The organism is Skermanella mucosa, assembly GCF_016765655.2.
In the GTDB taxonomy this organism is placed as follows: Bacteria; Pseudomonadota; Alphaproteobacteria; order Azospirillales; family Azospirillaceae; genus Skermanella; species Skermanella mucosa.
The window spans coordinates 116,751-140,763 of sequence record NZ_CP086106.1 but is presented as its reverse complement, the minus strand read 5'-3'; the positions used below and the strand labels follow the sequence as shown (position 1 = coordinate 140,763).

Annotated in this window: 20 protein-coding genes, 1 pseudogene and 1 other annotated feature; of the genes and pseudogenes, 2 read left to right on the top strand and 19 right to left on the bottom strand. The window is 61.0% G+C overall.

Annotated features, from left to right (window positions below; translation table 11 throughout):
• Positions 1 to 5 precede the first annotated feature (5 nt).
• A complete protein-coding gene (locus JL100_RS00620) occupies positions 6 to 2,855 on the top strand; it encodes a multicopper oxidase domain-containing protein (RefSeq protein WP_202684887.1) in 2,850 nt (949 codons plus the stop codon).
• Positions 2,856 to 3,048: 193 nt separating this feature from the next.
• Here the strand turns inward: JL100_RS00620 and JL100_RS00615 are convergent, their stop codons facing one another.
• The 6 genes and pseudogenes from JL100_RS00615 to JL100_RS00590 form a co-directional block, all read right to left on the bottom strand.
• Positions 3,049 to 4,581, bottom strand: a complete 1,533-nt coding sequence (locus JL100_RS00615) for a M20/M25/M40 family metallo-hydrolase (protein WP_228420994.1) — start codon at positions 4,579 to 4,581, stop codon at positions 3,049 to 3,051.
• Positions 4,582 to 4,635: 54 nt separating this feature from the next.
• On the bottom strand, positions 4,636 to 5,082 hold the full coding sequence (locus JL100_RS00610) for a hypothetical protein (protein ID WP_202684885.1): 447 nt from the start codon (positions 5,080 to 5,082) through the stop codon (positions 4,636 to 4,638).
• Between the two features lie 73 nt (positions 5,083 to 5,155).
• Positions 5,156 to 5,249, bottom strand: a sequence feature (AL1L pseudoknot).
• Positions 5,172 to 5,520 (bottom strand): annotated as a pseudogene (locus JL100_RS00605) (transposase); the annotation flags it as partial. (Overlaps the previous feature by 78 nt.)
• A gap of 51 nt (positions 5,521 to 5,571) precedes the next feature.
• On the bottom strand, positions 5,572 to 6,594 hold the full coding sequence (locus JL100_RS00600) for a two pore domain potassium channel family protein (protein ID WP_202684884.1): 1,023 nt from the start codon (positions 6,592 to 6,594) through the stop codon (positions 5,572 to 5,574).
• Between the two features lie 148 nt (positions 6,595 to 6,742).
• The gene (locus JL100_RS00595; protein ID WP_202684883.1) at positions 6,743 to 7,192 is read right to left on the bottom strand and encodes a DUF305 domain-containing protein; all 450 of its coding nucleotides are present in this window, start codon (positions 7,190 to 7,192) and stop codon (positions 6,743 to 6,745) included.
• A gap of 286 nt (positions 7,193 to 7,478) precedes the next feature.
• Complete coding sequence (locus JL100_RS00590; RefSeq protein ID WP_202684882.1) at positions 7,479 to 9,911, bottom strand: heavy metal translocating P-type ATPase; 2,433 nt, start codon at positions 9,909 to 9,911, stop codon at positions 7,479 to 7,481.
• Positions 9,912 to 11,172: 1,261 nt separating this feature from the next.
• Between JL100_RS00590 and JL100_RS00585 the strand changes: the two genes are divergently transcribed.
• The gene (locus JL100_RS00585) at positions 11,173 to 11,349 is read left to right on the top strand and encodes a hypothetical protein (RefSeq protein ID WP_202684881.1); all 177 of its coding nucleotides are present in this window, start codon (positions 11,173 to 11,175) and stop codon (positions 11,347 to 11,349) included.
• A gap of 291 nt (positions 11,350 to 11,640) precedes the next feature.
• Here the strand turns inward: JL100_RS00585 and JL100_RS00580 are convergent, their stop codons facing one another.
• The 13 genes from JL100_RS00580 to JL100_RS00525 form a co-directional block, all read right to left on the bottom strand.
• Positions 11,641 to 12,510, bottom strand: coding sequence for a F510_1955 family glycosylhydrolase (locus JL100_RS00580; RefSeq protein ID WP_202684880.1), 870 nt, complete (start codon positions 12,508 to 12,510; stop codon positions 11,641 to 11,643).
• Positions 12,507 to 13,268 carry an SCO family protein gene (locus JL100_RS00575; RefSeq protein WP_228421456.1) on the bottom strand — a complete coding sequence of 254 codons (762 nt, stop codon included), beginning with the start codon at positions 13,266 to 13,268 and terminating at the stop codon, positions 12,507 to 12,509. The genes JL100_RS00580 and JL100_RS00575 overlap by 4 nt, the downstream gene beginning before the upstream one ends.
• A gap of 32 nt (positions 13,269 to 13,300) precedes the next feature.
• Positions 13,301 to 13,744, bottom strand: a complete 444-nt coding sequence (locus JL100_RS00570) for a c-type cytochrome (RefSeq protein ID WP_202684878.1) — start codon at positions 13,742 to 13,744, stop codon at positions 13,301 to 13,303.
• 23 nt (positions 13,745 to 13,767) lie between these two features.
• Positions 13,768 to 14,184 (bottom strand): DUF411 domain-containing protein, encoded by a 417-nt coding sequence (locus tag JL100_RS00565; RefSeq protein ID WP_202684877.1) that lies wholly within the window; start codon positions 14,182 to 14,184, stop codon positions 13,768 to 13,770.
• 30 nt (positions 14,185 to 14,214) lie between these two features.
• A complete protein-coding gene (locus tag JL100_RS00560) occupies positions 14,215 to 15,672 on the bottom strand; it encodes a multicopper oxidase family protein (protein WP_202684876.1) in 1,458 nt (485 codons plus the stop codon).
• 91 nt (positions 15,673 to 15,763) lie between these two features.
• Positions 15,764 to 16,129 carry a hypothetical protein gene (locus JL100_RS00555; protein ID WP_202684875.1) on the bottom strand — a complete coding sequence of 122 codons (366 nt, stop codon included), beginning with the start codon at positions 16,127 to 16,129 and terminating at the stop codon, positions 15,764 to 15,766.
• Positions 16,130 to 16,540: 411 nt separating this feature from the next.
• On the bottom strand, positions 16,541 to 16,747 hold the full coding sequence (locus JL100_RS36745; protein WP_202684874.1) for a DUF2933 domain-containing protein: 207 nt from the start codon (positions 16,745 to 16,747) through the stop codon (positions 16,541 to 16,543).
• Positions 16,748 to 16,797: 50 nt separating this feature from the next.
• Positions 16,798 to 17,409 carry a Spy/CpxP family protein refolding chaperone gene (locus tag JL100_RS00550; RefSeq protein ID WP_202684873.1) on the bottom strand — a complete coding sequence of 204 codons (612 nt, stop codon included), beginning with the start codon at positions 17,407 to 17,409 and terminating at the stop codon, positions 16,798 to 16,800.
• Positions 17,410 to 18,354: 945 nt separating this feature from the next.
• Positions 18,355 to 20,730, bottom strand: coding sequence for a heavy metal translocating P-type ATPase (locus tag JL100_RS00545; protein ID WP_202684872.1), 2,376 nt, complete (start codon positions 20,728 to 20,730; stop codon positions 18,355 to 18,357).
• Positions 20,731 to 20,856: 126 nt separating this feature from the next.
• Complete coding sequence (locus JL100_RS00540) at positions 20,857 to 21,426, bottom strand: hypothetical protein (RefSeq protein ID WP_228420993.1); 570 nt, start codon at positions 21,424 to 21,426, stop codon at positions 20,857 to 20,859.
• Between the two features lie 194 nt (positions 21,427 to 21,620).
• Positions 21,621 to 22,070 (bottom strand): hypothetical protein, encoded by a 450-nt coding sequence (locus JL100_RS00535; RefSeq protein WP_202684871.1) that lies wholly within the window; start codon positions 22,068 to 22,070, stop codon positions 21,621 to 21,623.
• 66 nt (positions 22,071 to 22,136) lie between these two features.
• Positions 22,137 to 23,432, bottom strand: a complete 1,296-nt coding sequence (locus tag JL100_RS00530) for an ABC transporter ATP-binding protein (protein WP_228420992.1) — start codon at positions 23,430 to 23,432, stop codon at positions 22,137 to 22,139.
• 233 nt (positions 23,433 to 23,665) lie between these two features.
• Positions 23,666 to 24,013 (bottom strand): copper-binding protein, encoded by a 348-nt coding sequence (locus JL100_RS00525; RefSeq protein WP_202684869.1) that lies wholly within the window; start codon positions 24,011 to 24,013, stop codon positions 23,666 to 23,668.

Genomic DNA, 24,013 nt, shown 5'->3' with positions numbered 1-24,013 from the left:
ATCCGGTGTCCAACTTCATCGACGGCAGATCAGGGACACCTATAGAGAGGCTTCTGGTGTTGCCCGGCCGCACGCCGCCTCCTAAGCCGACGCCCTCGCATCCCGGATACCCGCTCTACATTCCAGGAGAGATACGGCAGAAGTCGCCGATACCGCCTTGGCCACTCGCAAAGGCGCTGATCACGCCAGACCTCGACTATCGCGCTGTCCCAACGGTACTTGAACGAAAGGCCTTCAACAAGACGCCCGTCCCTGGCGAAATGTTCACGCGCCGTCCCTTCGTCATCGGACAGGAAGACGAGTGGCCAAAGGGCGGCTCGTGGGAAGAACCAGAAACGCGCTTCGACCTAAATAGCAGCCGGACGATCTATCATAACCTCACCGTCGCAATGATGCGCATCGAGTATAACGGCTATGGCTGGCACGATAAGCACGGCCACCTCTACTATTTGTCAGAAGAGGGTAGCCCCGAAAGCGGGGTTCGCGAGACCGAGCCGCTCTTCTTCCGAGCCCAGCATGGCCAAATCCTCAACCTCACGCTCCAGAATGATCTTCCACTGGAGATCCCGGAAACCGAGTTCGATCACGAATTTCCACCCTGCCCCGCCCGTCCTTGGCAGGGCGAATGCGCGCCGCATGTCCATATGGTTAAGTTCGATCCTATCTGCGCCGACGGCGCTAGCGTTGGGTGGAACTATATGAGTGGTCCCATCGCTGGGAAGAAGATGATTTACCGCTGGTGGCTTGATCAGGAATTCGGAACGATATTCTTCCACGATCATCTATTCGCCAACTACCGCCAGAAACATGGCCTTTTCGGCGGCCTCATCGTCGAGCCCGCTGGTGCCGAATTCCTGCACCCTCGTGCGGATAAGCGGATCGTGAGCGGCCTTCAGGCCCGAATCCACGTGCCCGGCAACAAGCCGAAGGGCGACGAGCCGAAGCAATTCCGTGAATTCTGCATCGGTATTGGCGATTTCGTCCCGATGTGGGACCGCAACGACCAGCCGCTCAACCCACCTGACCGCCCTGGCGGCCACGGTGACCAGGGTGTGATGGCACTCAACTATCGAAACGACCCAATCCACGAACGGCTTGGTCGCAATGCTGGCAACCGCGACGGACATGACCCTGCCCTCTGGTTCAGCTCCGGGCCGCCCTACAACCGCGATCCCTACACTGTTCGCTTCGACACATTCGAGAATGATCCAATCTGGTTCCGCGTTCTTCAAGGATCGCATGAGGAGCAGCACAGCTTCCAAGTCCATGGTATGCGCTGGCGCCGCTTCCGCGTGAATGCCAACTCGGATATCCGCAATCAGCAAACCTTCGGCCTCTCCGAAGCCTTCACCTTCCTTCAGGAGGAGCCTTACGGGACCGGTGACTATCTCTACAAGCTGTCCAGCTCGGACGATCTCTGGCTCGGGTGCTGGGGCCTTATCCGCGCCTATGGAGATAAGGCCGAGGAACAAGAGACCGAGGGACTCTTGCGCCTGTTGAAAAATGTGGCAGAAATGGAAGAGGTCGCCGGCGAGGCGGACTTTGAGAGAGCGATCATTGGGGCAGCAGTCGGTGAGGAAGCGGGCGCCGACAGGGCGGGCGAAGAGGATGATTACGCACCTGTTCATGGCGTTCGAAAGTTCTTCGTACGCGCAGTTCCAAGAAGAATAACCTACCGGAGCCCGGACCTTGTGGACCCTTTCGGCCTTGTGTACCTTCTTACCGGCATAGTAGGCCCGGACGGACGGAAAGAGGTTCGGCAAGTCCAGGATGAAGGCATGGAAGAGCCTCTGATACTGCGCTGCCGAGAGGGAGAGACCGTAAAAGTCTATCTCACCAACGAACTACCCGATGAACTCGAGCCTGAACCTTTCGCGCCCCAAGTGCCGGTGGAAGAGCGTAATCCATTTTCGAACCGGCCCGAACGGCGCGTCTCGTCACAGGTTTCAATGCACGCAGATCTTCTTCGATACGATGTCACCGAATCCGATGGCGCTACTGTAGGGCGCAACCCTCGGCAAACTGTACGACCGAACGAGCGTCGCAGGGTCTATAGTTGGAAGACCCACCGCCCACTCCCGCGACCGGGCGAGCGTGTACTGAACAAGGAAGAACCCTTGGGGCCACTTCTTCTCCAGGACATGGCTGACTTTCGTAACCATCGGCATCATGGCCTTGTCGGCGCGTTGATCGTCGAGGCTAAAGACGCAACCCCGTTCTTCGTGCCACCGGGCAAAGAAACAGCACTTTCCGAAGACGCCGAAGAGGCTTGGGATGGCCCACGCGCCACTGTCTTCGTTATGAGCGACGGGGGAGAGAAGCGAGTGGAAGAGATGACCCTTTTACTCCAGGATGGCCTGCGCCACTTCCTACGCGGCAATATTTACAGTCCGGTCGCTGACGAGCCGTCTGTTTTTGGCGAGGATGAACCCGATCATGAGGATCAAGGCCAGAAAGGATTCAACTACCGGTCCGAACCGGTCGGTCCGGCCGTTGATCACACTAATATCGGTCTGTCGAAAGCCTGGCTCGCGAACCCAGCTCCCTCCACGCCCGTCTTCAATGTCCCGGAGAATAGCTGCGTAAGGCTTCACCTCATCGGCGCTACAGACAAGCCTCGAAATCAAAGCTTTACGGTCCATGGTGTTGTCTGGCGCGAGTGGCGCTTCTTGGGTGATAACGCGCCAATGGTCGCTTCGGAATCAGCGATCACCACTGGCACGGCTCGCACCTTTGAGTTTACGGTCGGAGCGCCGGGCGATTACGCCTATCGCAGCGGCATACTCAAGTGGGCGGTCCCGCAAGGTCTCTGGGGCATCATTCGCGCCCGCAAGGCTAAGGTGCCAATAGTCTGACCAGCTGCCCTCGGGCAGTCCGGCACGAATGAGCGCTCCCCTACTAAGACGATTTCGCGAGGGCCAGAGATGGGCCGCCAGCGCCTCGCCGGTATTCAAGTCGATGGCCGTCTCTCCGCGCCATTAGGGCGGAGGGACGGCCATCGACCAGCAGATTCCATGAAGCCAGGAACTTTATCGTTCTGGAAGCCGCCTAGTCACGGACAGCATCTCCCAGCATGATTATGCCATGGGCAGCTGCATCGGCCAGCTCGTCGAGGCCCGTACGATTGACTGCGTCGAGGGTGTCGCAAGCTTCGTGATAACAGGGGTCATAGGACGCGCCGGCGGATCCACCGAACATTCCTGCTTCCTTGGCGGACTTGATTTCGCCGTCCCCAGCAAGAAGCCCGCCTACCGGCACACCATGCTCGACGAAAGACAAGTGATCCGACCCATCCTCAAGCGGCTTCTCGGCAACAGATAGCCCAACCGCCGCGAAATAGGTCCGGAACATGCGCTCGATCCACTCGGACCCAGGTGGTCCTGCCTTTTCACTCGCCGAGCCGTTTCCGTCATAGACAAACCGTCCATAATTGGCGGAGCCAAGCATGTCGAAATTCAGTACTGCCATGATCCGTTTGAGGCCGTCAGGGGAGAGTGAGTCGGCATGGTGATGCGACCCGAGCATCTCGTTCTCCTCGTCGGTCCAGAACGCGAAGCGCAGCTTGCTTGTCGTCTTGATGCCGACGCTGGATATCTGCCGGGCGACTTCCAGAATCGCGGCAGCGCCGGTCCCATTGTCGTTGATGCCTGGCCCTTCCGGAACGCTGTCCAGATGGGCCCCGATCAACACCACTGCCTCAGGGTCGCCGACCGCGGTTTCAGCAATGACATTGCGGGAGCGATATATCACAGCCTTTGTTCCCACGTTCAGCTGCATTGTAACAGGGCTGCGTCGCAGGGCCTCAGCAAGCATCGTGCCCGTCGCATGGTCAAGCCGCACGCCTGGAATGGCGGTCATTTCCCCGACCCGCTGCGTGATAGTGGGAGGCATGCGGTCCGAGCGTTGATCGTAAACAATGACGGCGGCCGCACCCGCCGCGGCCGCATTCCTCACCTTGCGCCAGACCGAGCAGGAGCCTCGCTGAACAAGCGCGATCGAGCCACTTGAAAGCCGGGCGAAGTCGCCCTTGTCGCACCCATGTCCTGCAATCCGCAACGGCGCCTTCACGGAGCCGGCCGCGGAGTAAGGCAGTGTGCGAAGTTGGAAATCCCGGAGCTCCAGTCCGGATTCCTTGGCCACCATCAATTGCGGTGGCTGCGTCTCCTGCACGACGGGGATCTCGACGGTTTCGAAACGAACCTGATATCCCGCCTCGCGTAGTTGCCCGGCGACATAATCGACCGATGCCTCATGCCCAGCCGTACCGGCGGCCCGGTTTCCGCCATTCTCATCGGCAATCGCCTGCAAGGCGGCGAGGTGACGCATAATGTTGTCTGACGTAACCGCGGCACGCAATGCCGCGCTCGCGGCTAGCCCGTCCTGGGCAGCAGCCGACGATTGCGCCTTCACCGCGGAGAGGCGGCGGCTGACGACGCCCCCCTCGCCCGGCTTCGCCCCTTCAGCGGCAGCCGTGAGGCTGGTGAGCGGAACCGCCAGGAGAGTGGTCATGAAAGTAAAGAAAGCGGTGCACGCTGGCATGCGTAGCGAACGCGGCCAGCATTTGCGCAGAGATCCGGTCATCATCAGGACTCCGTTGTTCGTCTACCGAAGGCCGCGCGCGGGGCGCGGGCGTAGTCACGAGGGGAAGCCGTGACGCGGAGGCCGGTCGAGACGAAAGAAGGGTTCGCCGTAGATATTCTGCCGCGGCTGGCTCTGCGATGCCGTGCCTTCTGCACAGCCAGGCTCCGCAAGCACGATCGCGGAGCCGATAGTCTCATGCGAATGGTCCGCAGAGTTGTGGCCATGGACATGGCCGGGCTGGCGTTCCTTCTGCGCTCCTTTGTCGTGTACGTGATCCCCGTCCACGGCTGCGATCGGCAGGCTGGAATGAAGGACCTGTTCAACCGCCTGAGGGAGCTCGGGGTTGTGGAGCGAAGCAGTGTGGCTCAAGAGCGACACGGCGCCGATTATCATCGTCAGCACGACGACGAGGCGGAAGTCGGTCATGAGCGACGATTTCGACATTAGGCCCTTGAGGTAGATACCTGCCTGAAAAGAACCGCGGTTGAAAGGTGAAAGCAACACTCATCATATCCTCTGCCGAGAGTTATGTAGGCGGCAGGTTAGGTCAATCTCCCCGGTTGCCGTATCTCCTACGAGAGACTCGACTCGTAGGCGGCGCGGTGATCGCCGATGAAGGCGATCATGGCTGGAAGCGGCGATCGAGCTCCGCCTGGACAGAATACGCCGATGCTTTGCTGCTGAGATCTCACTGGCTTGACGCAGATCCCGGATCTCCCGTTCCAGCGCCTTGAGCCGCTCCCGGTCGTCGCTCGTCAGACTTACCCGGAGGTTCTAGTCACGCTCCGCCTGCCGGACCCAGCCCCGCAGCATTTCCGCCGTGCAGCCGATCTTCCCCGCGATCGAGACGATCGCAGCCTATTGCGAGGCGTGATCGCTCTGGTGGTCGAACACTATTCGAACTGCGCGCTCGCGAACCTCAGAGGCATATTTCGTCATGGCTCCATCCTCTCAAGAAATGAAGCCTCCGGCAAACCCGACGCGGTTCGCTTATCTTTCATCCGGCTGCCTTGGCCCCACTACGTCTTGCCAGCCCCAACCGGAGTCATCGAGCAGAGACCGTGACACGCGCCGCCTTGGCGCCTTCCGGTCCAGCACATCCTGGAAGCCGGAATCGCTGACGACAGGAATACCTGCGCGCCGGAGCGGCTCGAGGGACGGTGCCACAGTTGCGTCCGAGGCACCGCGGATATGTAGGCGGTCCAGGCTGTCGAGGAATGATCCAATGCCCTCAACGACCGGGCTCATTGTCGTCTTGGGAAGCCGAGCATCCGGATCAACAGCGCATTCCAAGAGCGTCATTGCCTCGTCGAGTACGACCATCTGCAGGGCAAGGGATTCCGCCCGGCGTTTGCCGTAGTAATAGTGGAGCATCGGGTAGGCGAGATGCTGCTGACCAATCTCGATGATGGTCGGAGCCAGCGATGCGAGGTTGGACTTCAAGTTTGAGAAATCCTCGCCGTTCCACCCTGCGACCAAGATGTCCTGGGGAGTCTTTCCGAGCGCGCTTATGTAGATGGCCGCCTGTCGCTTGGTCACGACCGCGGACACGATGGGTACCAGGTACGTTGCGCAAAGGGAGATCGTCAGGAAGCCACTGGCTGCCATGAGGTTCGTCAGCACCTGCCACACGGCTCCTTGGGGGCGGTAGTCACCCAGCCCCAAAGTGAAGAAGCTGTATCCGGCGTAATAGATCCGAGCCCAGACGTCCGCCTGCTGCCCTCCTTGGCTTCTGACAACGGCAGCGGGATCCGTTGAGACGATAAACGTCCAAGCGGTCCACTCAAGCAGGATCCATCCGGCAACCGTCAGGATCGCAATCGCCGGTCCACAATGAACGAGCGTGCTTCTCTTCCCTGTAACCCGGAAAGCGAGCCTAACGAGACGCGCGACGAGTCTTGCCATGACGGAGGTGACTGGCCCGGCTCCCCGCAGGGTAAGAACCGTTTTGATGATGTCCGCCCATGTAAGGACGAGAAGGGCAGCACCGAGGGTGGCGGCAAACCAGTTCACGTACTTACTCCGATTCACACAGTGCAAAGACGTTCGGGTGATGGGATGGCATCCGGAGCAGTGCACGGCACCCTGGATAGTGGTCGGGCAATGCCCCAGTTCAGGCGCGCTCCGCGCGCCGTTGCCCCCGTTTCAGGGTGGCGCTAGCCTAGTTCCGGGCTTTCAGTTCCCGGATAAGCGCCTCCATCTCAGAGATCTCCTGGCGTTGCGAGCTAATAATCTGGTCGGCAAGCTTCTGGACGCGGGGGTCGGTGATGTTCGCCCGCTCGCTGGTCAGGATGGCGATGGAGTGATGCGGGATCATCGCCCTCATCCACGCGACGTCCTCGACCGTGTCCTGGCTGCGGGCAAGGTAAAGGGCCACCGCGAAGACGACTGCGCTTCCAGCGAAGATGGCCAGGTTCAGCTTCCTGTTGGCGTACATGCCTAGCATGAAGGCCAGCATGATGATGGCCATCGTCGAGCCCATGACCAGCGCCATGTAGGCCCGCGTCTCGCTCCAGTGGACATGGGCGATGCTGTAGACGTTCAGGTACATAAGAACGAACATCACGATGGTTGACGTGGCGATCATCGCGGCGAAGCGAGAGTACTTCATTGACGGAACCTCTTGATGTGTGGGGGGCGTTGGCAATCAGCCGGACCGGGCTCGTCGCCGAGCGACCATGGAAAGGCAGAAGCGCACCGATAGCGTCTCTGGATGCCGGTTTACTTTGAGGACCTTCGGAGGAATGGCCCTCCCGCGTTGGCACGGCGAGAGCCACCCATGTCAGGCGGAGATTTCCTCCTTATTGCTGCGGCACCCGGATTGGTTCCGAGGCGCCGCCGGGCTGCCCGCGCCATCCTGTCCAGGCATTGACGTACCTGGACAGACAGGTGTCCCGCTAAAGCCGCGCCATGCGCAGCCGCAGGGCATTCGCGATGACCGGCACCGAACTCAGCGCCATGGCCGCGGCGGCCAGGATCGGGCTCAGGAGTAGGCCGAAGAAGGGATATAGAACGCCCGCCGCCACCGGCACACCGAGGGCGTTGTAGATGAAGGCAAGGAACAGGTTCTGCCGGATGTTGCTCATCGTCGCTCGGCTCAGCGCCTTGGCCCGGGCGATCCCGGCGAGGTCGCCCTTGACCAGGGTCACGCCGGCGGATTGGATGGCAACGTCGGTGCCGGTCCCCATCGCGATGCCGACGTCCGCCTCGGCGAGGGCGGGGGCGTCATTGACCCCGTCCCCGGCCATGCCAACGACCCGCCCCTCCGCCTTGAGCCTGCGAACAACGGCGTTCTTGTCCTCCGGGCTGACCTCCGCCTCGACGTCGTCCAGCCCAAGCCGTCGCGCGACCGCTTCGGCCGTGGTGCGGTTATCGCCGGTGAGCATAACGACGCTCACCCCGTCGGCCTTCAGTGCAGCCAGTGCTGCGGCCGTACTCTCCTTGATAGGGTCGGCCACCGCCACGACACCCGCGGGAGCACCATTGATCGCCACGTACATGGCGGTCGCCCCTTCGCGACGGAGGTCGTCGGCAATGGCTTCCATCTCGGTGAGGTTCACACCTTCGGCCCGCATCAGCTTGGCATTTCCGAGCGCCACCTGGTGCCCGTCTACTGTTCCCGTGACACCTTGCCCTGTCACGGAGGCGAAGTCGATCGGGTCTTGGATCGTCAGGTTCCTTTCCTTGGCGGCGGCGATGATGGCCGCGGCCAGAGGATGCTCGCTGCTCTTCTCCAGGCTGGCAGCAACGGCCAACAGCAGACGCTCGTCGATCCCACCCAATGGCTTGATGGCGGTCAGCTTCGGTTTTCCGACAGTAAGCGTGCCGGTCTTGTCCACCACCAGCGTGTCCACCTTCTCGAAGCGCTCGAGCGCTTCGGCGTTCTTGATCAGGACGCCCTCGCGGGCGCCGCGTCCAACGCCGACCATGATGGACATCGGGGTCGCCAAACCGAGCGCGCAGGGGCAGGCGATGATCAAGACGGACACGGCCGCGACCAGCCCGTAGGCCATGGCGGGCTCGGGTCCCCAGATCGACCACACGATGAAGGACAGGATGGCGATCCCGATGACCGCAGGGACGAAATAGCCTGAGACAATGTCTGCCAGCCGCTGGATCGGGGCACGGCTTCGCTGAGCCTCCGCGACCATCTGCACGATGCGGCTCAGCATGGTGTCCGAACCGACCTTGTCGGCGCGCAGGACGAGACCGCCGGTGCCGTTCAAAGTGCCGCCGATCAGCTTGGAGCCCGGCTCCTTCTCCACCGGAATGGACTCGCCGGTGACCATGGACTCGTCCACGGAAGAGCGGCCCTCCAGCACCTCGCCGTCCACCGGCACGGATTCGCCGGGGCGGACACGCAACCGGTCTCCCACGTGGACTTGGTCGAGCGGAACCTCCTCGTCATGGCCATCGGGCATGATCCGCCGGGCGGTCTTGGGCGCGAGGTTCAGGAGGGCACGGATGGCCCCACCCGTCTGCTCCCGCGCCCGGAGCTCGAGTACCTGGCCCAGCAAGACCAGAACGATGATGACAGCCGCCGCCTCGAAGTAGACAGCCACATTGCCCTCCGGCCCGCGGAAGCCGTCCGGGAAGATGTTGGGAGCAATCACGGCCACCACGCTGTAGACGTAGGCAGCGCCCGTTCCCATTGCGATTAGGGTGAACATGTTCAGGCTGAGGGCCTTGACTGAGGCCCAGCCGCGAATGAAGAACGGCCAGCCTGCCCAGAGGACGACAGGTGTCGCGATGAGGAACTGAACCCAGGCGGATATCCGCGGAGACAGCAGGTGCGCCAGCCCGATGGCGGGGATGTGGCCGCCCATCTCAAGCAGCAGGAGGGGAATGGTCAGAATGCCCCCGATCACGAACCGACGCCACATGTCCCGAAGCTCGGCATTCGGCTGCGTTTCCGCAGAAATAGTCTCAGGCTCGAGGGCCATGCCGCAGATAGGACAGTTTCCTGGGCCCTCCTGGCGGATCTGCGGGTGCATGGGACAGGTGTAGATCACACCAGGCTGCGCCGTCGGCTCAGCCTTCGCCTGGATGCCGGACGGCATGATGTAATGGTCCGGATGTGCCTCGAATTTGGTGCGGCACTTCTCGGAGCAGAAATAGTAGGTCGTTCCCGCCTGTTCGGACCGGTGGGATGTTGTGGCCGGGCCGACCAATATCCCGCAGACCGGGTCCTTTACTTTGGTCGTTTCCTGCGGCGGCACGACGTGTTGGCCGCCATGGCCGTGGTGCTGATGGTTGTGGCCGCCGTGCTCGTGATGAGCATGGTCGTGATGCTGCTGGTCGCCGGGAACGACTGAGTCCTGCCGGTTCATGGGAGCCTATGGTTTCTTCAGGGCGTCTCCGCCCTACTGATTTCAGAATGCCGGACTCCGACGGAGTCCACAGAAAGTAGAGCACCTTCCGGATAGCCGTCGGGAATGCCGCGGCGGGCGGCTTCAGCTGTGGGACGAGGTTTTTGGAGGATCCCCGTCAGGCGTGGTAGTCAGGCCGGCACCGCTCGAGTTCAAGGACGGATTAAGATCAGTGGATGAGGCGCGCTGGAGGCCCACGGCAACGCCGGGCGGCAGGGCTGTGCCTACGCAGATGCAGGTGCATTTTGAGGGGCTCATGCAGCAGCGCCCGGTGCCGGTGGTGCAGTGATCGCTTTTGGCGGAAGTCACGAACTGTGCTGAGGCAGCCGGGAGGATCCGCCTGAGGGATTCCTGGTCCTCGCAGGCACGGGCAGCAGTCGCCGTTCCAGTGCCCAGCACCAGGAAGACGAACAGCATGGTAACCAACTGCCTCAATCTGCGTTGCACGAACCGAACCTCTAGGGACATCCGTGCATTCCAAACAGACTTTCTGCGGATGGGTTCCGTAATAAAGCAAACCTTAACATCGTGTCAAGGATAGCTACCCCGGCGGGAGGCGAAGTCCACCCTTACTCTCTCTGCACATAGTGCAGGCATTCAACATCCAGCCGAATGATTTGGATCAAGGCAGCGCTGGCCGTACTGTCTGATTGTAAACGAACGGATGCGCAGCCGGTCTGGTTCTGACCTTGCCCCGCCAGACCTCAGGAATCCTCTCATTTTTTACTTCCAGATGCCTCTGAGTGACTTGTTCGACGACATCGCTCATCAAATATCAGCCTATAGGTTGTTGTAGTCATTGGAAAGCTGTTGAGCGCCACAACCATAAAGCGGCTATGGCGGTAACAGCGGGTTGCCCATTGAGCAGTATGGCATTGATTTCATTTTGAGAACAATGAGGGGATGGTTGAGCCGCCAGACTCGTTCTTCGGCACTTTACGTGGTTCTACGTTGGAACCGTGGAGATCTCTGTCGAAGGATAGGTGTCGATGCGGCGGCTTCACGTTGGAAAACGCGGCCGATCGGGCAAAGGGCACTGCGGCGCACTCACCACTTCCAGGCAAAGTGCGAAAGAACCAGAAATACCAGGACCATTTCACTGAAATATGCGGTTCTGGAAAATGCTGCCGTATGGATAATTTTAAACTCATAGGAAGCACCTGAGACGACGAGCGCCTGGGAGTGTTGAACAATCACCACCAATTAATTGAGGGATACCACGATGACGGATGAAAAGAACAGCAACCGTGCACCGAAAAACCCGGGAAATTCTCAACCAGAGGATAGTCGGATCAAGACAGAGAATCTTGGGGATGCGCGTTCTGACATGGGGGCTGACGATACCACTCCGGAAAATTATGGTGCTGAAAAGGCCCCCAATCCTGGCCACCCGGTCTAGGAAAATTCAGGCCGTGATGATCTAATCCCCGTTGCACCAGAGTGTACCAAAGCGGCAGCCATTGGGCCAAGTGCGGGAGACCAAGCCCGCTTGGGCATTCTGCCCCACTAATGTCGTAGCAAAGCGCCGTCGGGTTCAGGTTCCCAGGGAAGCATAGCGGACCGGAGAACCTGAACCCGTCGACCGTCGTCAGTCTTCGGTCGAGGGCTGGTTACTACAGCCGAATAATGTTAACGACGACGACAATGGCCGATGACACAATGATGCCAAAAAGCCGGCTGAATAGCGCGTCTATGACTGGAACGGACTCCAGGTCTTCCCTCCGTCCTGACTGGCCAAGACTTGACTCTTTTCGGTAACTGCGAACAGGCGCTCTGAATTCTTCGGATCTGCGGCTAAGTGAAGCAGGACAGCCTCCCCAAATCCGTTGTTCACCCGTTGCCAAGCCAGACTGGGCTCGGTCGTTTTCAGCAGACCAGCCCCAGCCTGAAAAGCGTACACCGTTCCATCGTCCGTCGTCTCGACCATTGTAGCCGGGCGCTGAACCATGGAGCCGGCTTGCCAAGTTTCTCCAGCGTCACGGCTGATCATCACCCCCTCACGTGTCGCGGCGTAGACCGTATCCGGATCCCTTGCCGATGCTGCCAAATCAAAAGTATCCGCGGGAGGCTTGCCGGTTGCCTCCCAGGTCTTCCCACCGTTCCGGCTGGCTTGAATCCCGCCGTAAAGGCCGTACAGAACTTTCGGATCAGCGGGGCTGGCATCCATCGCGTGAAAGTCGACCGGTCCATTGGCGCCCAAAGAAACCTGTGTCCATGTTCGAGCACCGTCAGTGGAGACGAGGAAGCCCAGATTGCCTCCAGTGACTGGATGGCCGCTGGCGTAGAAGGTTCTCGGATCCTCCGGGTCGGGTGTAAATCCCATGTAGTCGTGGCGGCCGTCTGACACGCGCGTCGCCGTGCCGTCCGGGTTCGTCAGGAACACTCCGTGATGGGTGGCAAGAAATAGCCGTCGGGGATCAGTCCGATCTACAGCGATCCCGTGGATGTGCGAGACCTTGGAAAGGGGGATCGTCTCAGCTGCGCTGGCCTGCCAGGCAGTGGCGGCGCCGAGTGCAGACATGCCCGCGACGGCGGCAAGCACCTTGAAACGCATTTTCATTGTTGCTTCTCCTGTAACGTTGGGTCGTATCGGTGCGGATTACGACAAGGGCTGGATGCGGTCCCATAACGACGGCTCTCAGGGGGTTGCCCATCTCCGAATTCGTAGTGGGCCTTGATAAGCCTGTCGTTGGTAAACGCGTTGATGTGCAGGATCTTGCTTTTTGGGTTGAACTCCAGGCCGTGATAACAAGCGCGCAGGTTCCCCTCACGGTCACTAAGGTGCATGATCAGCCCATGCATCTGCATCCAATCCGGCGTCTGGATGAATTTGAGCCCGTACTGCCTGGCTAGTTCCCAAATCGCGGTCGGAGCCTCCGGGCCGCTGGTCAGCATCATCGCGCTCTCAGGATCCAGGCCATGAGCCGGGCCATATTCTCTGAGGACGGCAGCCGTGTCCCGCTCGAGACCCGTGGTGATCGCGACGAAACGCACTCGCTCTCTCATGGGAGTAGTGCTGATGTCAAGCTGGATGTTCGCGATCGCCTCAATATACAGAAAGCATTCGTCCAGGCGCCTATTATAAATGAACCACAGGACGACAGCCCTACCTTTAAGGTCGTCTAGGGAAACTATGCGTCCCTCAGTATCAGCCAGCCGGAAGTTCGGCGCCGGGCGTTTGACGATCTCGACGTACTTGTCCCTGCTCGATGGCCATGCTCGACCTCCTCCAGCGAGTGCGCCCGAGCAACTCCGCCCATATCGAGGAAAACGAGTATTGCCGCGGCGGCGGCGATGTGCCTGTTCACGTTTTGACATTCTCATGGTGGAGCCGTCTGCCAACCCCGCGGTCATCTCTTTACTTGCTGCTCCAGGGCCGACTGCCGCACCCGGATCTCCGGCGGCCATGAGCTCTTCAAGTAGGCCAACACGGCCCAGATCTGCTCGTCAGTCAGCACACCGCCGAACGCTGGCATGTCGCTCTCGTACCCAGGGGGGCCGAAGACGGCGACGCCCTGTTTGGTGATGCCGAACAGGACCTCGTCCGGGTGATGCCAAGTGTGCCCCGTAGCGTCGTGCGGCGGCGCAGGCATCTTGCCGTCCGGTTTTCGCCCACGCCAGTCTGGTTGACCCTCTAGGTTGGTTCCGTGGCACGACGCGCAATTTTCGGCGTAGACGGCCCTGCCGAGTGCTACTTGGGCGGCGTCGGTCGGATCGGCTCGGTCACCGCCGAGCAAAAGGATCCACGCCGCCGTGCTTCCGGTGACGAGGAGTGCCAGCGCTGCGCTCCCCATCCAAATCACGATTCGGCGCCGCATCATTCGACCGCGAACACCTGCGGCTCATCGTTGCCGCCAAAAGTGTAGGTTACGAGCGGCTTGATCCTCGGTCTCTCCATGCCCGGTGAGCCGACTGGCATGCCCGGCAGTGAGATCCCCTTGACGACCGAGCGATCGGCGAGCAGCCGCTTTACCGCCGCTGCGGAGACGTGGCTCTCGACCACGTAGCTGTCGATCAACATCATATGGCAACCCACGAAATCCATCGGTACACTCTGCTCCTGCCGCACCAGGGTGAGATCGTGAGTGGCGACGGACTTCACGTCGATACCGTTGGCCCGCAGGTGCTCGGCGTGACCCTCGCAACAGCCACACTGAGGATTCTTGTCCAGCGTCGCTGTCATGGCAAACGCGCTCGCTGGTGTCATCATGGCTAAGTTTTTCAGGATGCGCATGATCGTGTTCCTGGAATTCGGGTTGACGGTTCAGGCGACGCGGATGGTGGACATCATCCCGGCGATCTGGTGCTCAAGGATGTGGCAGTGGAACATCCAATCGCCGGGGTTGTCGGCCACAAATGCAATTTCGACGCGCTCACGCGGCGCCAGTAGGACGGTGTCCTGCCATTCTTTGAAGCGCGTTGGCTGTCCATTCCGGGACAGCACCCGGAAGGTATGGCCGTGCAGGTGCATGGGGTGGTGCCAAGCGGTCTCGTTGACCATCGCGATGACGCAGGTCCGGCCCCGCTCGAGCGTGAGGATGGGGTTCATGACGTGGCTACCATGACGGTCGTCGGGCCGGCTGGTGGCGACGCCGTTGATGGCCCATGACATGCCGCTGCGCATCATCGTGCGCATGTCGGTCATCTTCCCATCCACTATGGCGCCCGCCATCATCCCCATCATGCCGCCACCCAGCGTCACCTGATGGCGGACTGCTACCGAGAGGTCCGGCTCGGGAACTGGGTTCGCCGGCAGCCGGATCGGGGCACTCAGCGGGCGGTTTCGCAGACGCTCCGGTCCGTAGCTCAAGTCCACCAGCCGGTAAGCGAGATCACGGTAGAAATCATCCACGACAGTAGCGCGGTCACCAGGAGTGCCGGCCATGTCGAGCACGAGGTCGATGCGCATGGCGGGTGCCAGCACGATGCGATCCTCTTCCGGCTGGTGGGGCTCCACCGGGTGACCATCGATGGCGACGACCATCGGCCGATGCCCCTGGAACCGAAGGCCGAAGATACGGGCATTGGCGGCGTTGATAAGGCGCAGCCGGACCCGCTCGCCAGACCGCACCAGCATTTCGTCCAATACCCGCCCGTTGATAGTGACGGTATTGCCGACCCGGCCGTTGTGGCTGGTATCCATCATATTGCCGAAGTCGTCGCTGACGGAAGCGTCGTTCTTCAGCCGCCAGTCGCTTAGTACCCAAGTGACATCGCGGTCGACCAGGATCGGCTGGCGCTCCTCGACGATTAACGGTCCGTACAGGCCGCGGCCGACCTGCTCGTGGCTGCGTATGTGCGGGTGGTACCAGAACGTGCCCGCGTCCACGGTGTCGAACTCGTAGGTAAAGGTCTCTCCAGGTGCAACGGGCGGGAGGGGCATGTGCGGCACGCCATCCATAGCATTCGGCACGCGGACGCCATGCCAGTGGATGGTAGTCTCCTCGGCCAGGCGGTTGGTTACGGCGATGCGGACCCGATCGCCCTGGCGGACGCGGATCTCGGGTCCAGGCACGCGGCCGTCGTAGGCCCAAACGGTCGTCTCCGGGTACTCGTCGCCGACCAGTTGGACCCTTCCAGGACCGGGCGTCAGTGTGTGTGTCGGCTCCGTGGCCCATGTCGAGCGTGCAAAACCGGGAACCAGGCCCGCCATGGCGGTGGCGCCGCCCGCGAGGAGCAGATACCGTCGGCTCAGCAGCCGAGCAAAAGGGTTCTGTAGCATAAAGTCCCTCAAACTGATTTTGACTGCGGATAGCCAATGTGGCCCCGCCGGTCAGGCAAGAATAATCAGGTGCGCCATGTGTCAGCGCGCTTCAGGCGAGGGATGTATGTATCGGTGGCCTGTGGTCCGGCGAAGACAATAGGCCGGCCGGGACCGTCGGCACCGCAGAAACGAAGGTATCAGCCGCGGCAGGGAGGCTGGTTTGCGAATTTGGCAGTAGGCCAGGCAGAACGATGCAGGTGCCGCTATGGCAGCTCACCATCTTCATGCCCTTGTCCGTGTCCGGGTTTGAAACGCAGCCCTTACAATCCACCATGTCGCTGTGATCCGTAGCGGCGGCGATCTCCGGCATGCTCGCCATACCCGCCATCACACCCACCTGGGCAGCCAGCACCGTCGTCCCGAGTGCAAGGCCCAGGACCAGCAGAACTGGCAATATGCGGCGCAGAGAGGTCATGACTTCAACATGAACTCATCAGGGAGCCGGGCCAACAGGTTTGTCGGCTCACGTCTGCTACCCTCGGGTTTCTCGGTGACCCCGACGCCGCGAATAAGGCTGAGGGGCAATTCGAGCAAGGGATGCGTATGCCTTTTCCAAGGCTGAGGCACGCATTTCGTGGGGCTCGAGTGCTTCAAGGGCACGTAGGAGATGTTCCGCTGCATCCGGCTGCCCTTCATCCATAGCTCTATTGAACGTATCGAGTATCTGTTTCTCCAGGCTCTGGGCTCGCATACTCCGCCTCCACCTTTTGCCGTCCTATCATATGCAAACCGTCCGCGGCCCTGGCAACGCGACTTGCATTATCTTTCTCCTTTTGGCCACCACGGTGGGGCGCCCAATGCCGAGCGCCCCGAGGTGTCATCGGAATTACTTCTCGTTCCCCGGTCTATCGCAGGAGCTTCCCTTGCCCTTCATGCCGGAGCACATAACCAGATGCATCAGCGGGCAGGCCAGAAGCCCCAGGTATGGCAGAGCCGTGGTCAACTGCCCAGGATACGTCACCGACAGGAACAAGGCCGCAAGTGCAAGGAGGCCGAGGCCGCTGATCCCGGGCCAACTGCGCCACCAGGGCATCCGCCGAGTTTGTCCATCCACGTTAAGTTCCTTCCTCTATCTGGTGTGAATTACATCATGCCGAGCGCGCCGCCGAGCAGTTCGTCGGCGATCTTCCTTTGCTCCTCCGACAAGGAGGCAAAGAGCGGCTTGGCAGCCGCGTTAAGCTTCGTCACAGCCTCTAGCCGGGAGGACAGCATCTTCTCGCGCCGGTCGAAGCGCTCGGTCAGGGATGCTGGCTTCTCGTCCTTCACCATCTGCTCGTGCATGGATCGGTGGACCGCAGCGTTTGCCCGTAAGGCATCGGCAAAGGCGCTCCACTCCTTGGCCTGGGCATCGGTGATGTTGAGCTCGGCCTTGAGGAAGGCGATTCGGCCCTCGGTGCGCTCAAAGGGCATGCCCATGCCGCCGTTGGCCATCATTGGGCAGGGCATCGCATCGGCATTGGGCTGCTCCCCCCGCTGCGCCATCATGTCCTGCATCATGCGCATCCTGTCGCCTTGGTCCATCATGCCTTGCATGCTGCCCTGAGGCTGAGCGGACGAGGTCGATGGAACGCCTTGGGGCGCGCCTTGGCCAGCCGAGTTATGGGTTTGGTGATCCTGTTGGGTCTGGGCCTGTGCGAGCGATACAGAGGTGGCAAGGGCCAGGACCGACAGAAGGGTGCGGGATGTGAACTTCATCGTTCTCTCCATCGAACTGTGAGGTTGGTTGGCGTGTAGGCGGCTCAGCCGTCGGCACGACAGCAGCCATTCAAACGTGACAGGCTATTGTTGCCGATCACGGATGGATCGCGCGGAAACAGCAGTCGAGAGTTGGTCCAAGCCGACTCTCAACGAGTGGCAGGCATTTCCGATTCAGGCGGAGGTGGGGAATCAGGAGGCATGCTTGTCCTCGCATCAGTGGCTTCCCCAGTGCACCTGGACGGACTCCGAGTGTCGGAGGCAGCCAATCCGCGACCCGATCAGGGGTCACCGCTGCCGCGTCAATGGTCGGCGCGGACGGATCAGATGCGGAGGACAGATCTTGGAGGGTATGGCTCCGGATGCGGAGTCATCCCCCATCCGAGCGCAGGGTTATATAGAACCGCGGAGCCCGCAGGCATTAAAACTGGACTCGACATCTCAGGCGGTAGCATCGGGGGGGCGATGCAGATGCTGCTTTGGCACGCCGCCCTGTCCATCGTGCCCTGGTCCATGTCGTCGCAGTCCGGACAGACGAGGGAGCTTGCGCCTCCCATGCTCATGTCCATGACCGCCGCATCTCCCACCATGCCGTTCATCGGCATCATCTGGGCAGCCTGGGCCGTCATCCCGAGCGCAAACGCCAGGATTAGAGCGACAGAGAGGATGCGGCGAAAGGCTTGCATTATATCCCTAGTGTATCCCAGGCTGCGATCGTAGCCAAAGCATATTTCACTGCACTTGAGGCGGTAGCGTTAGGTATCTTACCGCCCCGACCGCAAGTATTTGACGAAAGCAGCGATTCCAAGAACCAGAAAAATGATGACGACGATCCAAACGATTCCCATCGCCCCCATCATCCAACCCATACCTTCCATATTGTGCATCATGCCATTTATCCTCATTGTTGTTTTTTGACCGGGGATGTGAGAGACGACCTGCCTCTCACAGCTGAAGTGTCCGGAGGCGCAGCGCATTCCCGATCACGCTGACTGAACTCAGGGCCATCGCGGCAGCGGCGATGATGGGACTCAGCGTCCAGCCGAACAGCGGGTACAGCAAACCCGCGGCGATCGGAACACCGATTGCGTTGTAGACGAAGGCGAGAAAAAGGTTCTGCCGGATGTTGCGCATGGTTGCCCGGCTCAGCACCCGCGCCCGTGCGATGCCCGCGAGGTCGCCCTTGACCAAGGTGACCCCCGCGCTCTGGATGGCGACGTCCGTGCCCGTCCCCATGGCAACGCCAACGTCGGCTTCGGCCAAGGCCGGGGCGTCATTCACACCGTCGCCCGCCATCGCTACGATGCGGCCCTGCGCCTTCAGGTGCTTGACCACTTGGTTCTTGTCCTCAGGCAGGACCTCGGCCTCCACCTTGTCAATGCCCAGCTTTCGCGCAACGGCCTCCGCGGTGGTCCGGTTGTCGCCCGTCAGCATAACGATGTCGACGCCGTCCTCCCGCAGCGCCCGGAGCGCCTCCGGCGTACTGGCCTTGATCGGATCGGCAACCGCGATGACGCCGCCGGGTTGACCATCGATTGCGGCGAACAGCGCTGTGGCACCCTCGCCCCGGAGTTCGTCGGCCCGCGCTGCCAAATCGCCCAGAGCAATGCCCTGATCCCGCATCATGGCTGCATTACCCAGGGCGACGGTGCGCCCGCCGACGTTTCCGGTTACACCCTTGCCGGTGACCGAGGCGAAATCCGAGACCTCCTCGATGGGCAGGTCCCGCTCGCGGGCAGCGGCGGCGATGGCTGCCGCCAGGGGGTGCTCGCTCGAGCGTTCCAGGCTGGCCGCGAGGGAGAGAATGGTCACTTCATCGAGCCCAGCAGCAGGGATCACAGCAGTCACACGGGGTTTGCCTTCGGTCAAGGTGCCGGTCTTGTCGACGACGAGCGTGGTGACCTTCTCGAACCGCTCCAACGCCTCGGCGTTCTTGATCAGCACGCCTGTCGACGCCCCCTTGCCCACGCCCACCATGATCGACATCGGCGTGGCCAGCCCCAGGGCGCAGGGGCACGCAATGATGAGGACCGATACGGCGGCGATGAGCGCGTAGGCGAAGGCCGGCGACGGCCCCCAGATCATCCACCCAGCGAACGCCAGGATTGCGACAACGATCACGGACGGCACGAACCACGACGATACAATGTCGGCGAGGCGCTGAATCGGCGCCCGGCTCCGCTGGGCTTCGGCGACCATGTTCACGATGCGCGACAGCATGGTGTCGGAGCCAACCCTCTCTGCCACCATGACCAACGAGCCGGTCTGGTTTATGGTACCGCCGATCAACTTGGTACCGGGTTCCTTCTCGACCGGCAGGGACTCGCCAGTCACCATGGACTCGTCCACCGCACTCCGACCCTCCAGGACAAGCCCATCGACGGGCACACCCTCGCCGGGTCTGACGCGGAGCCGGTCGCCTGTATGCACCTGGTCTAACGAGATTTCCTCGTCGTCCGCACCGTCGTGGATGCGTCGGGCAGTCTTGGGTGCCAAGTTTAACAGGGCCTTGATGGCACCACCAGTGCGCTCGCGCGCCCGAAGCTCCAGGACCTGCCCAAGCAGGACCAGCACGGTGATAACGGCTGCGGCCTCGTAGTAGACCGCCACCAGCCCCTCCGCATCCCGGAACCCGGCCGGAAAGACGCCGGGCAGGAAAGTAGCGACTAGGCTGAACAGGTAAGCGGCGCCGACACCGAGCGCGATCAGCGAGAACATGTTTAGTCGGCGGGTCACGAAGGACCGCCAGCCGCGCTCGAGCAGCGGCCAGCCTGCCCATAGCACCACGGGCGTAGCCAGCAGGAACTGGATCCACAGGGAGGTCTGGGGCGAGATAGCACCGTGCAGCCCCACACCGGGGATGTGGGCCGCCATCTCAAGGATGAAGAGGGGTACGGTGAAGGCCGTGCCTACCCAGAACCGCTTGGTCATGTCGGCGAGTTCGGGATTTGGCTCACCCTCCACGCCACCCGCGACGGGTTCCAGAGCCATTCCGCAGATCGGGCAGTTACCTGGCCCCTCCTGGCGGATCTCCGGGTGCATCGGACAGGTATAGACAACCCCATTCTGAGGAGAGGATTGTTCCGCATGCCCTGGGTCACCGGGCTTGGCCGTAGGTTTCAGGTAACGCTCAGGATTCGCGACAAACTTATCGTGGCAGCGGGCCGAGCAGAAGTGAAAGGTCTGCCCGCCGTGTTCGGCACGGTGCTTAGATGTCGTGGGGTCGACGTCCATCCCGCAGACGGGATCCTTCACCTTCAGCCCGCTATCACGTCCGTGGTGATGGCCGTGAGGCGTGTGGCCGTGATGCAGATCAGCCATGATGGTCCTCCATTTCCTCGAGCGCTCCCACGATCCGAATACATTCTTGGACCTGCAGGACGAACGCCTGCCCGGCAGAAGCACCGGGCCAAGGGATATAGGTTCGACCTTCCAGCCTTTGGAAGGTCAAGATATTTCTTCGAGACGATCGGACACCCGGCGCGGGTGGATCGAATGGAATGCCATGATCGGGATGACCAGCCATTGCGCCACCGGCGAGAGGCCGGCTCCCAACCAGGGCATCACGGGCATCAAGTCGGAATAAGCCCAGGTCCCCCGAACCTCGATGTTCAGCCACTCACTAAAGACGGTATAGCCAAGGCCGAATGCGATGGTCAGGGCTGCCACGGGCATGAACCGGCCCTGGGGCCAGTCACCGCTCCCCATCAAGAGGAGGGCCGCTACCAGAGAAGCCAGCGCAATCAGGATGTCGCCCCCGGTACAATGAACGGCGGCGAACACGATCTCGCCCACTGTCCCGGTTTCCCAAAGCGTGTAAAGCGGCATGTGAAGGAACTCCCACGCGAGGTTGCCAAGGGCGATGATCGCTAGGTAGCGCCGGAAGGCTGCCAGCCATCCGGCATGACTGGCGTGATCAGGGTCGTTTTCATTCACTGCCTCCACGAGCGGCATCCTCGACCCAGCACGCGCAGCCGAGCGGGCGGGCAAGCGCGTTACGCGAGTAAAACTCTTCATGATGTCCTCCCTCGGAACTGCCTCACGGCCATAAGGCAACGGCTAGTCCGCAACTGATAAAGTTCGTTCGTCGAGAGAAACCTGTCGGAGCGTTGTATACGCGGACCCCGGATGCAGGTTGCCCACGGTTCTATGGAACGAATGGCGTTTGGAGGGCCGAAGCTTAGATCAAGCGGCAGGTCGTTCCGGCCCGTTCAAACGGGCGGTAGAGGAGGGCGCAGGACAGGATCGAGTTCAATGCCGTTCAACAGCCTGACGCTAGAGAGAAAGTCCGCCACGGACGGCGGGCCAATTGGAAGGAGAGATCCGGACACGGGTAGACCCGGGTTCATAAGCATGCACGGCACGCCGGCGGGGCACTGGACATTGGTGCCATCCATATCCTCGCAAGCCATGTCGCGCTGCTGGGCGTAATAGTCCGAATGATTAGCCTTGTGGGCAGCGTGGTCACCTACGCCGTGGAGCGGCCACTCGTAGGAAGTCAAGACTTGGCTGTCGCACGCTAATGCGGCGCTCTGCACGAAAGGCACGGTGAACGCGGCCAGCATAAGCAGGCATGTCAACACGATCCGCAGTAACTTGCCGGTGCCGCTTCGCATCCGTGAAGCCTCATCGCCTTTCGGGGAAAACAGTTGCTCAGGCACTTCGATCCAACCCCATCCGAACTTCGAAGCAGGCTGGTACCCAGCGTTTGCAGGCGGTCACCAAACTCACCTGCCGATCGCCGCAACAACGCTCGTCGCTATGGTTGCGCCAACATTTTCCGCTGACGCCGGCGCTTCAATCTCTTTGTCACAGAAGACCTGAACCCGATCGGCGTCCGCTTGGTCCGATAAGAACCGGCGTATCTCCTCGTACCGTGCCCGAACGTCATCCATGGCTTGGTAGTAACCGAGGAGTTCCCGAAGCGGCGCTGCCATATCCTTGTGGGCAGCCAGGACCGCAACCATTGCACCCAGGGTGAGCCGCCCCTCGATCACCAGGTACCCACCGATTGTGTAGAAAAAGAACGGCGTGAGATGATTGATGAAATTGTTCAGGCCCTTGATGAGAAACTTCCGACGGTAAATTTCCAGACGGATCGCCTGCACCTTTTTCAGGGATCTCGCAACGGGAAGCACGGGTTGAGGCCGCCCATGATAATCGCGCGGGTCAGCATCAGCCACCGCAGAGCCGAACGACCGCAGTTCCCTCGACCGTTCGCGTGACAGAGCGCTGACACGGCGTTGGAGGCGTGGGATGATTGCGATCTGAACCGGGACCAACGCCAAGGCGGCAGCACCGAGAACCGGGTCCTGAAGGACCATGAAGACCAGAATGGTGAGGAACGTTCCGCCCTGAAAAACCGGTGTCAAGAAAGCTTCGCCAGTGAACCCGGCAATCGGTTCTACTTCTTGAACAAGCACTGGAATGATTTGCGAGTGGTCGCACGGCTTCTTTCCGCGGGACCAGGCGCGGAAGGCAGTGAAACGCATCCTGCGCATCATACTCTCCGCGAGATGCCCCTTCATGAGGTTGATGAAATACTTCACGCTCCCGCTTGCAAGGACAGCCACTAGGAAGAGTGCGCATAACAGGATAAGTAGCTCGTACCGAGAAAGTGAGACTCCTAGTACTGAGACCGTTTCAGCCTCTGTGGCTAAGGCTTTGTTGATGATCTGCTTCGGAAGCTCTAGGACCGCATAAAGGAGCGGAAGCGTTACCAGCGCAGCCGCAAGCAGAATGGCTTGCGTTCTGCGAGTGTGCCTGAGGATGTAAACGAAAACGTTCGAAGGAAATGGTGAGGCCAGATCACTTGGCCTTGGCGTCGGTCTGCTCGAGAGACGTCGACGGAGGATGCCAATGAGCCATGTGCCCAGCAAACCTAGAAACGCCAACGGCATCGCCACGAGGACGATATGTCCGATGATGTGGAGCCACCAATGCGCATTCGGAAACACGCTCGTGACAATCCAATCGCACAGTTGAAGGATGCGTTCCGTCAGATAGGAGAGAGGGATATCCATTTTCTGCCTAGCGATGTGTGCGGGTGGCGTTGAGAAGCTGGAAGTAACTATTGACAGGACGGCCACCTGAACGACAGGGGCATCGGATCAGGCGAAGGAGGGGCAGCGAGTTGCCCGTATCCAGCGGGATCAAGGCTGCCGTAACCTCGGCCGCCGCAGACTGACGGTCCTCGGCAGGCGGGCATGGGGGTTTCGGAGCCACGTCCTGGTTGGCGCGTGGCTCCGGGCTGCTGTCACTTCGCCGCGGGCGTAACGCTCGTGACGGTGTAGTTGCCCCCGTTCCCCTTTTCCAACCTGAAGTCAACCGGCTGCCCCGGCTGCACTTTCGAGAGGTCAACATTCGGTGCGACCTGGAAATCCATCGTCATCGCGGGCCAGCTGATGGCGGGGATAGCCTCGTGGTTCAGGTTGATCGTCTTCTTGGCTGGGTCCACCTTCTTTACCACACCCTTGCCTGTGATGGGCTGGGTCGCCTGCGCCCCCATGTTCATCCCCTGCATGTCTTGGTTCGATTGGGCCAGGGCCGGTCCAGTCAGGAGCGTTGCGACGGTGACGGCGATGACGGTCTTGTATGCGTTCAT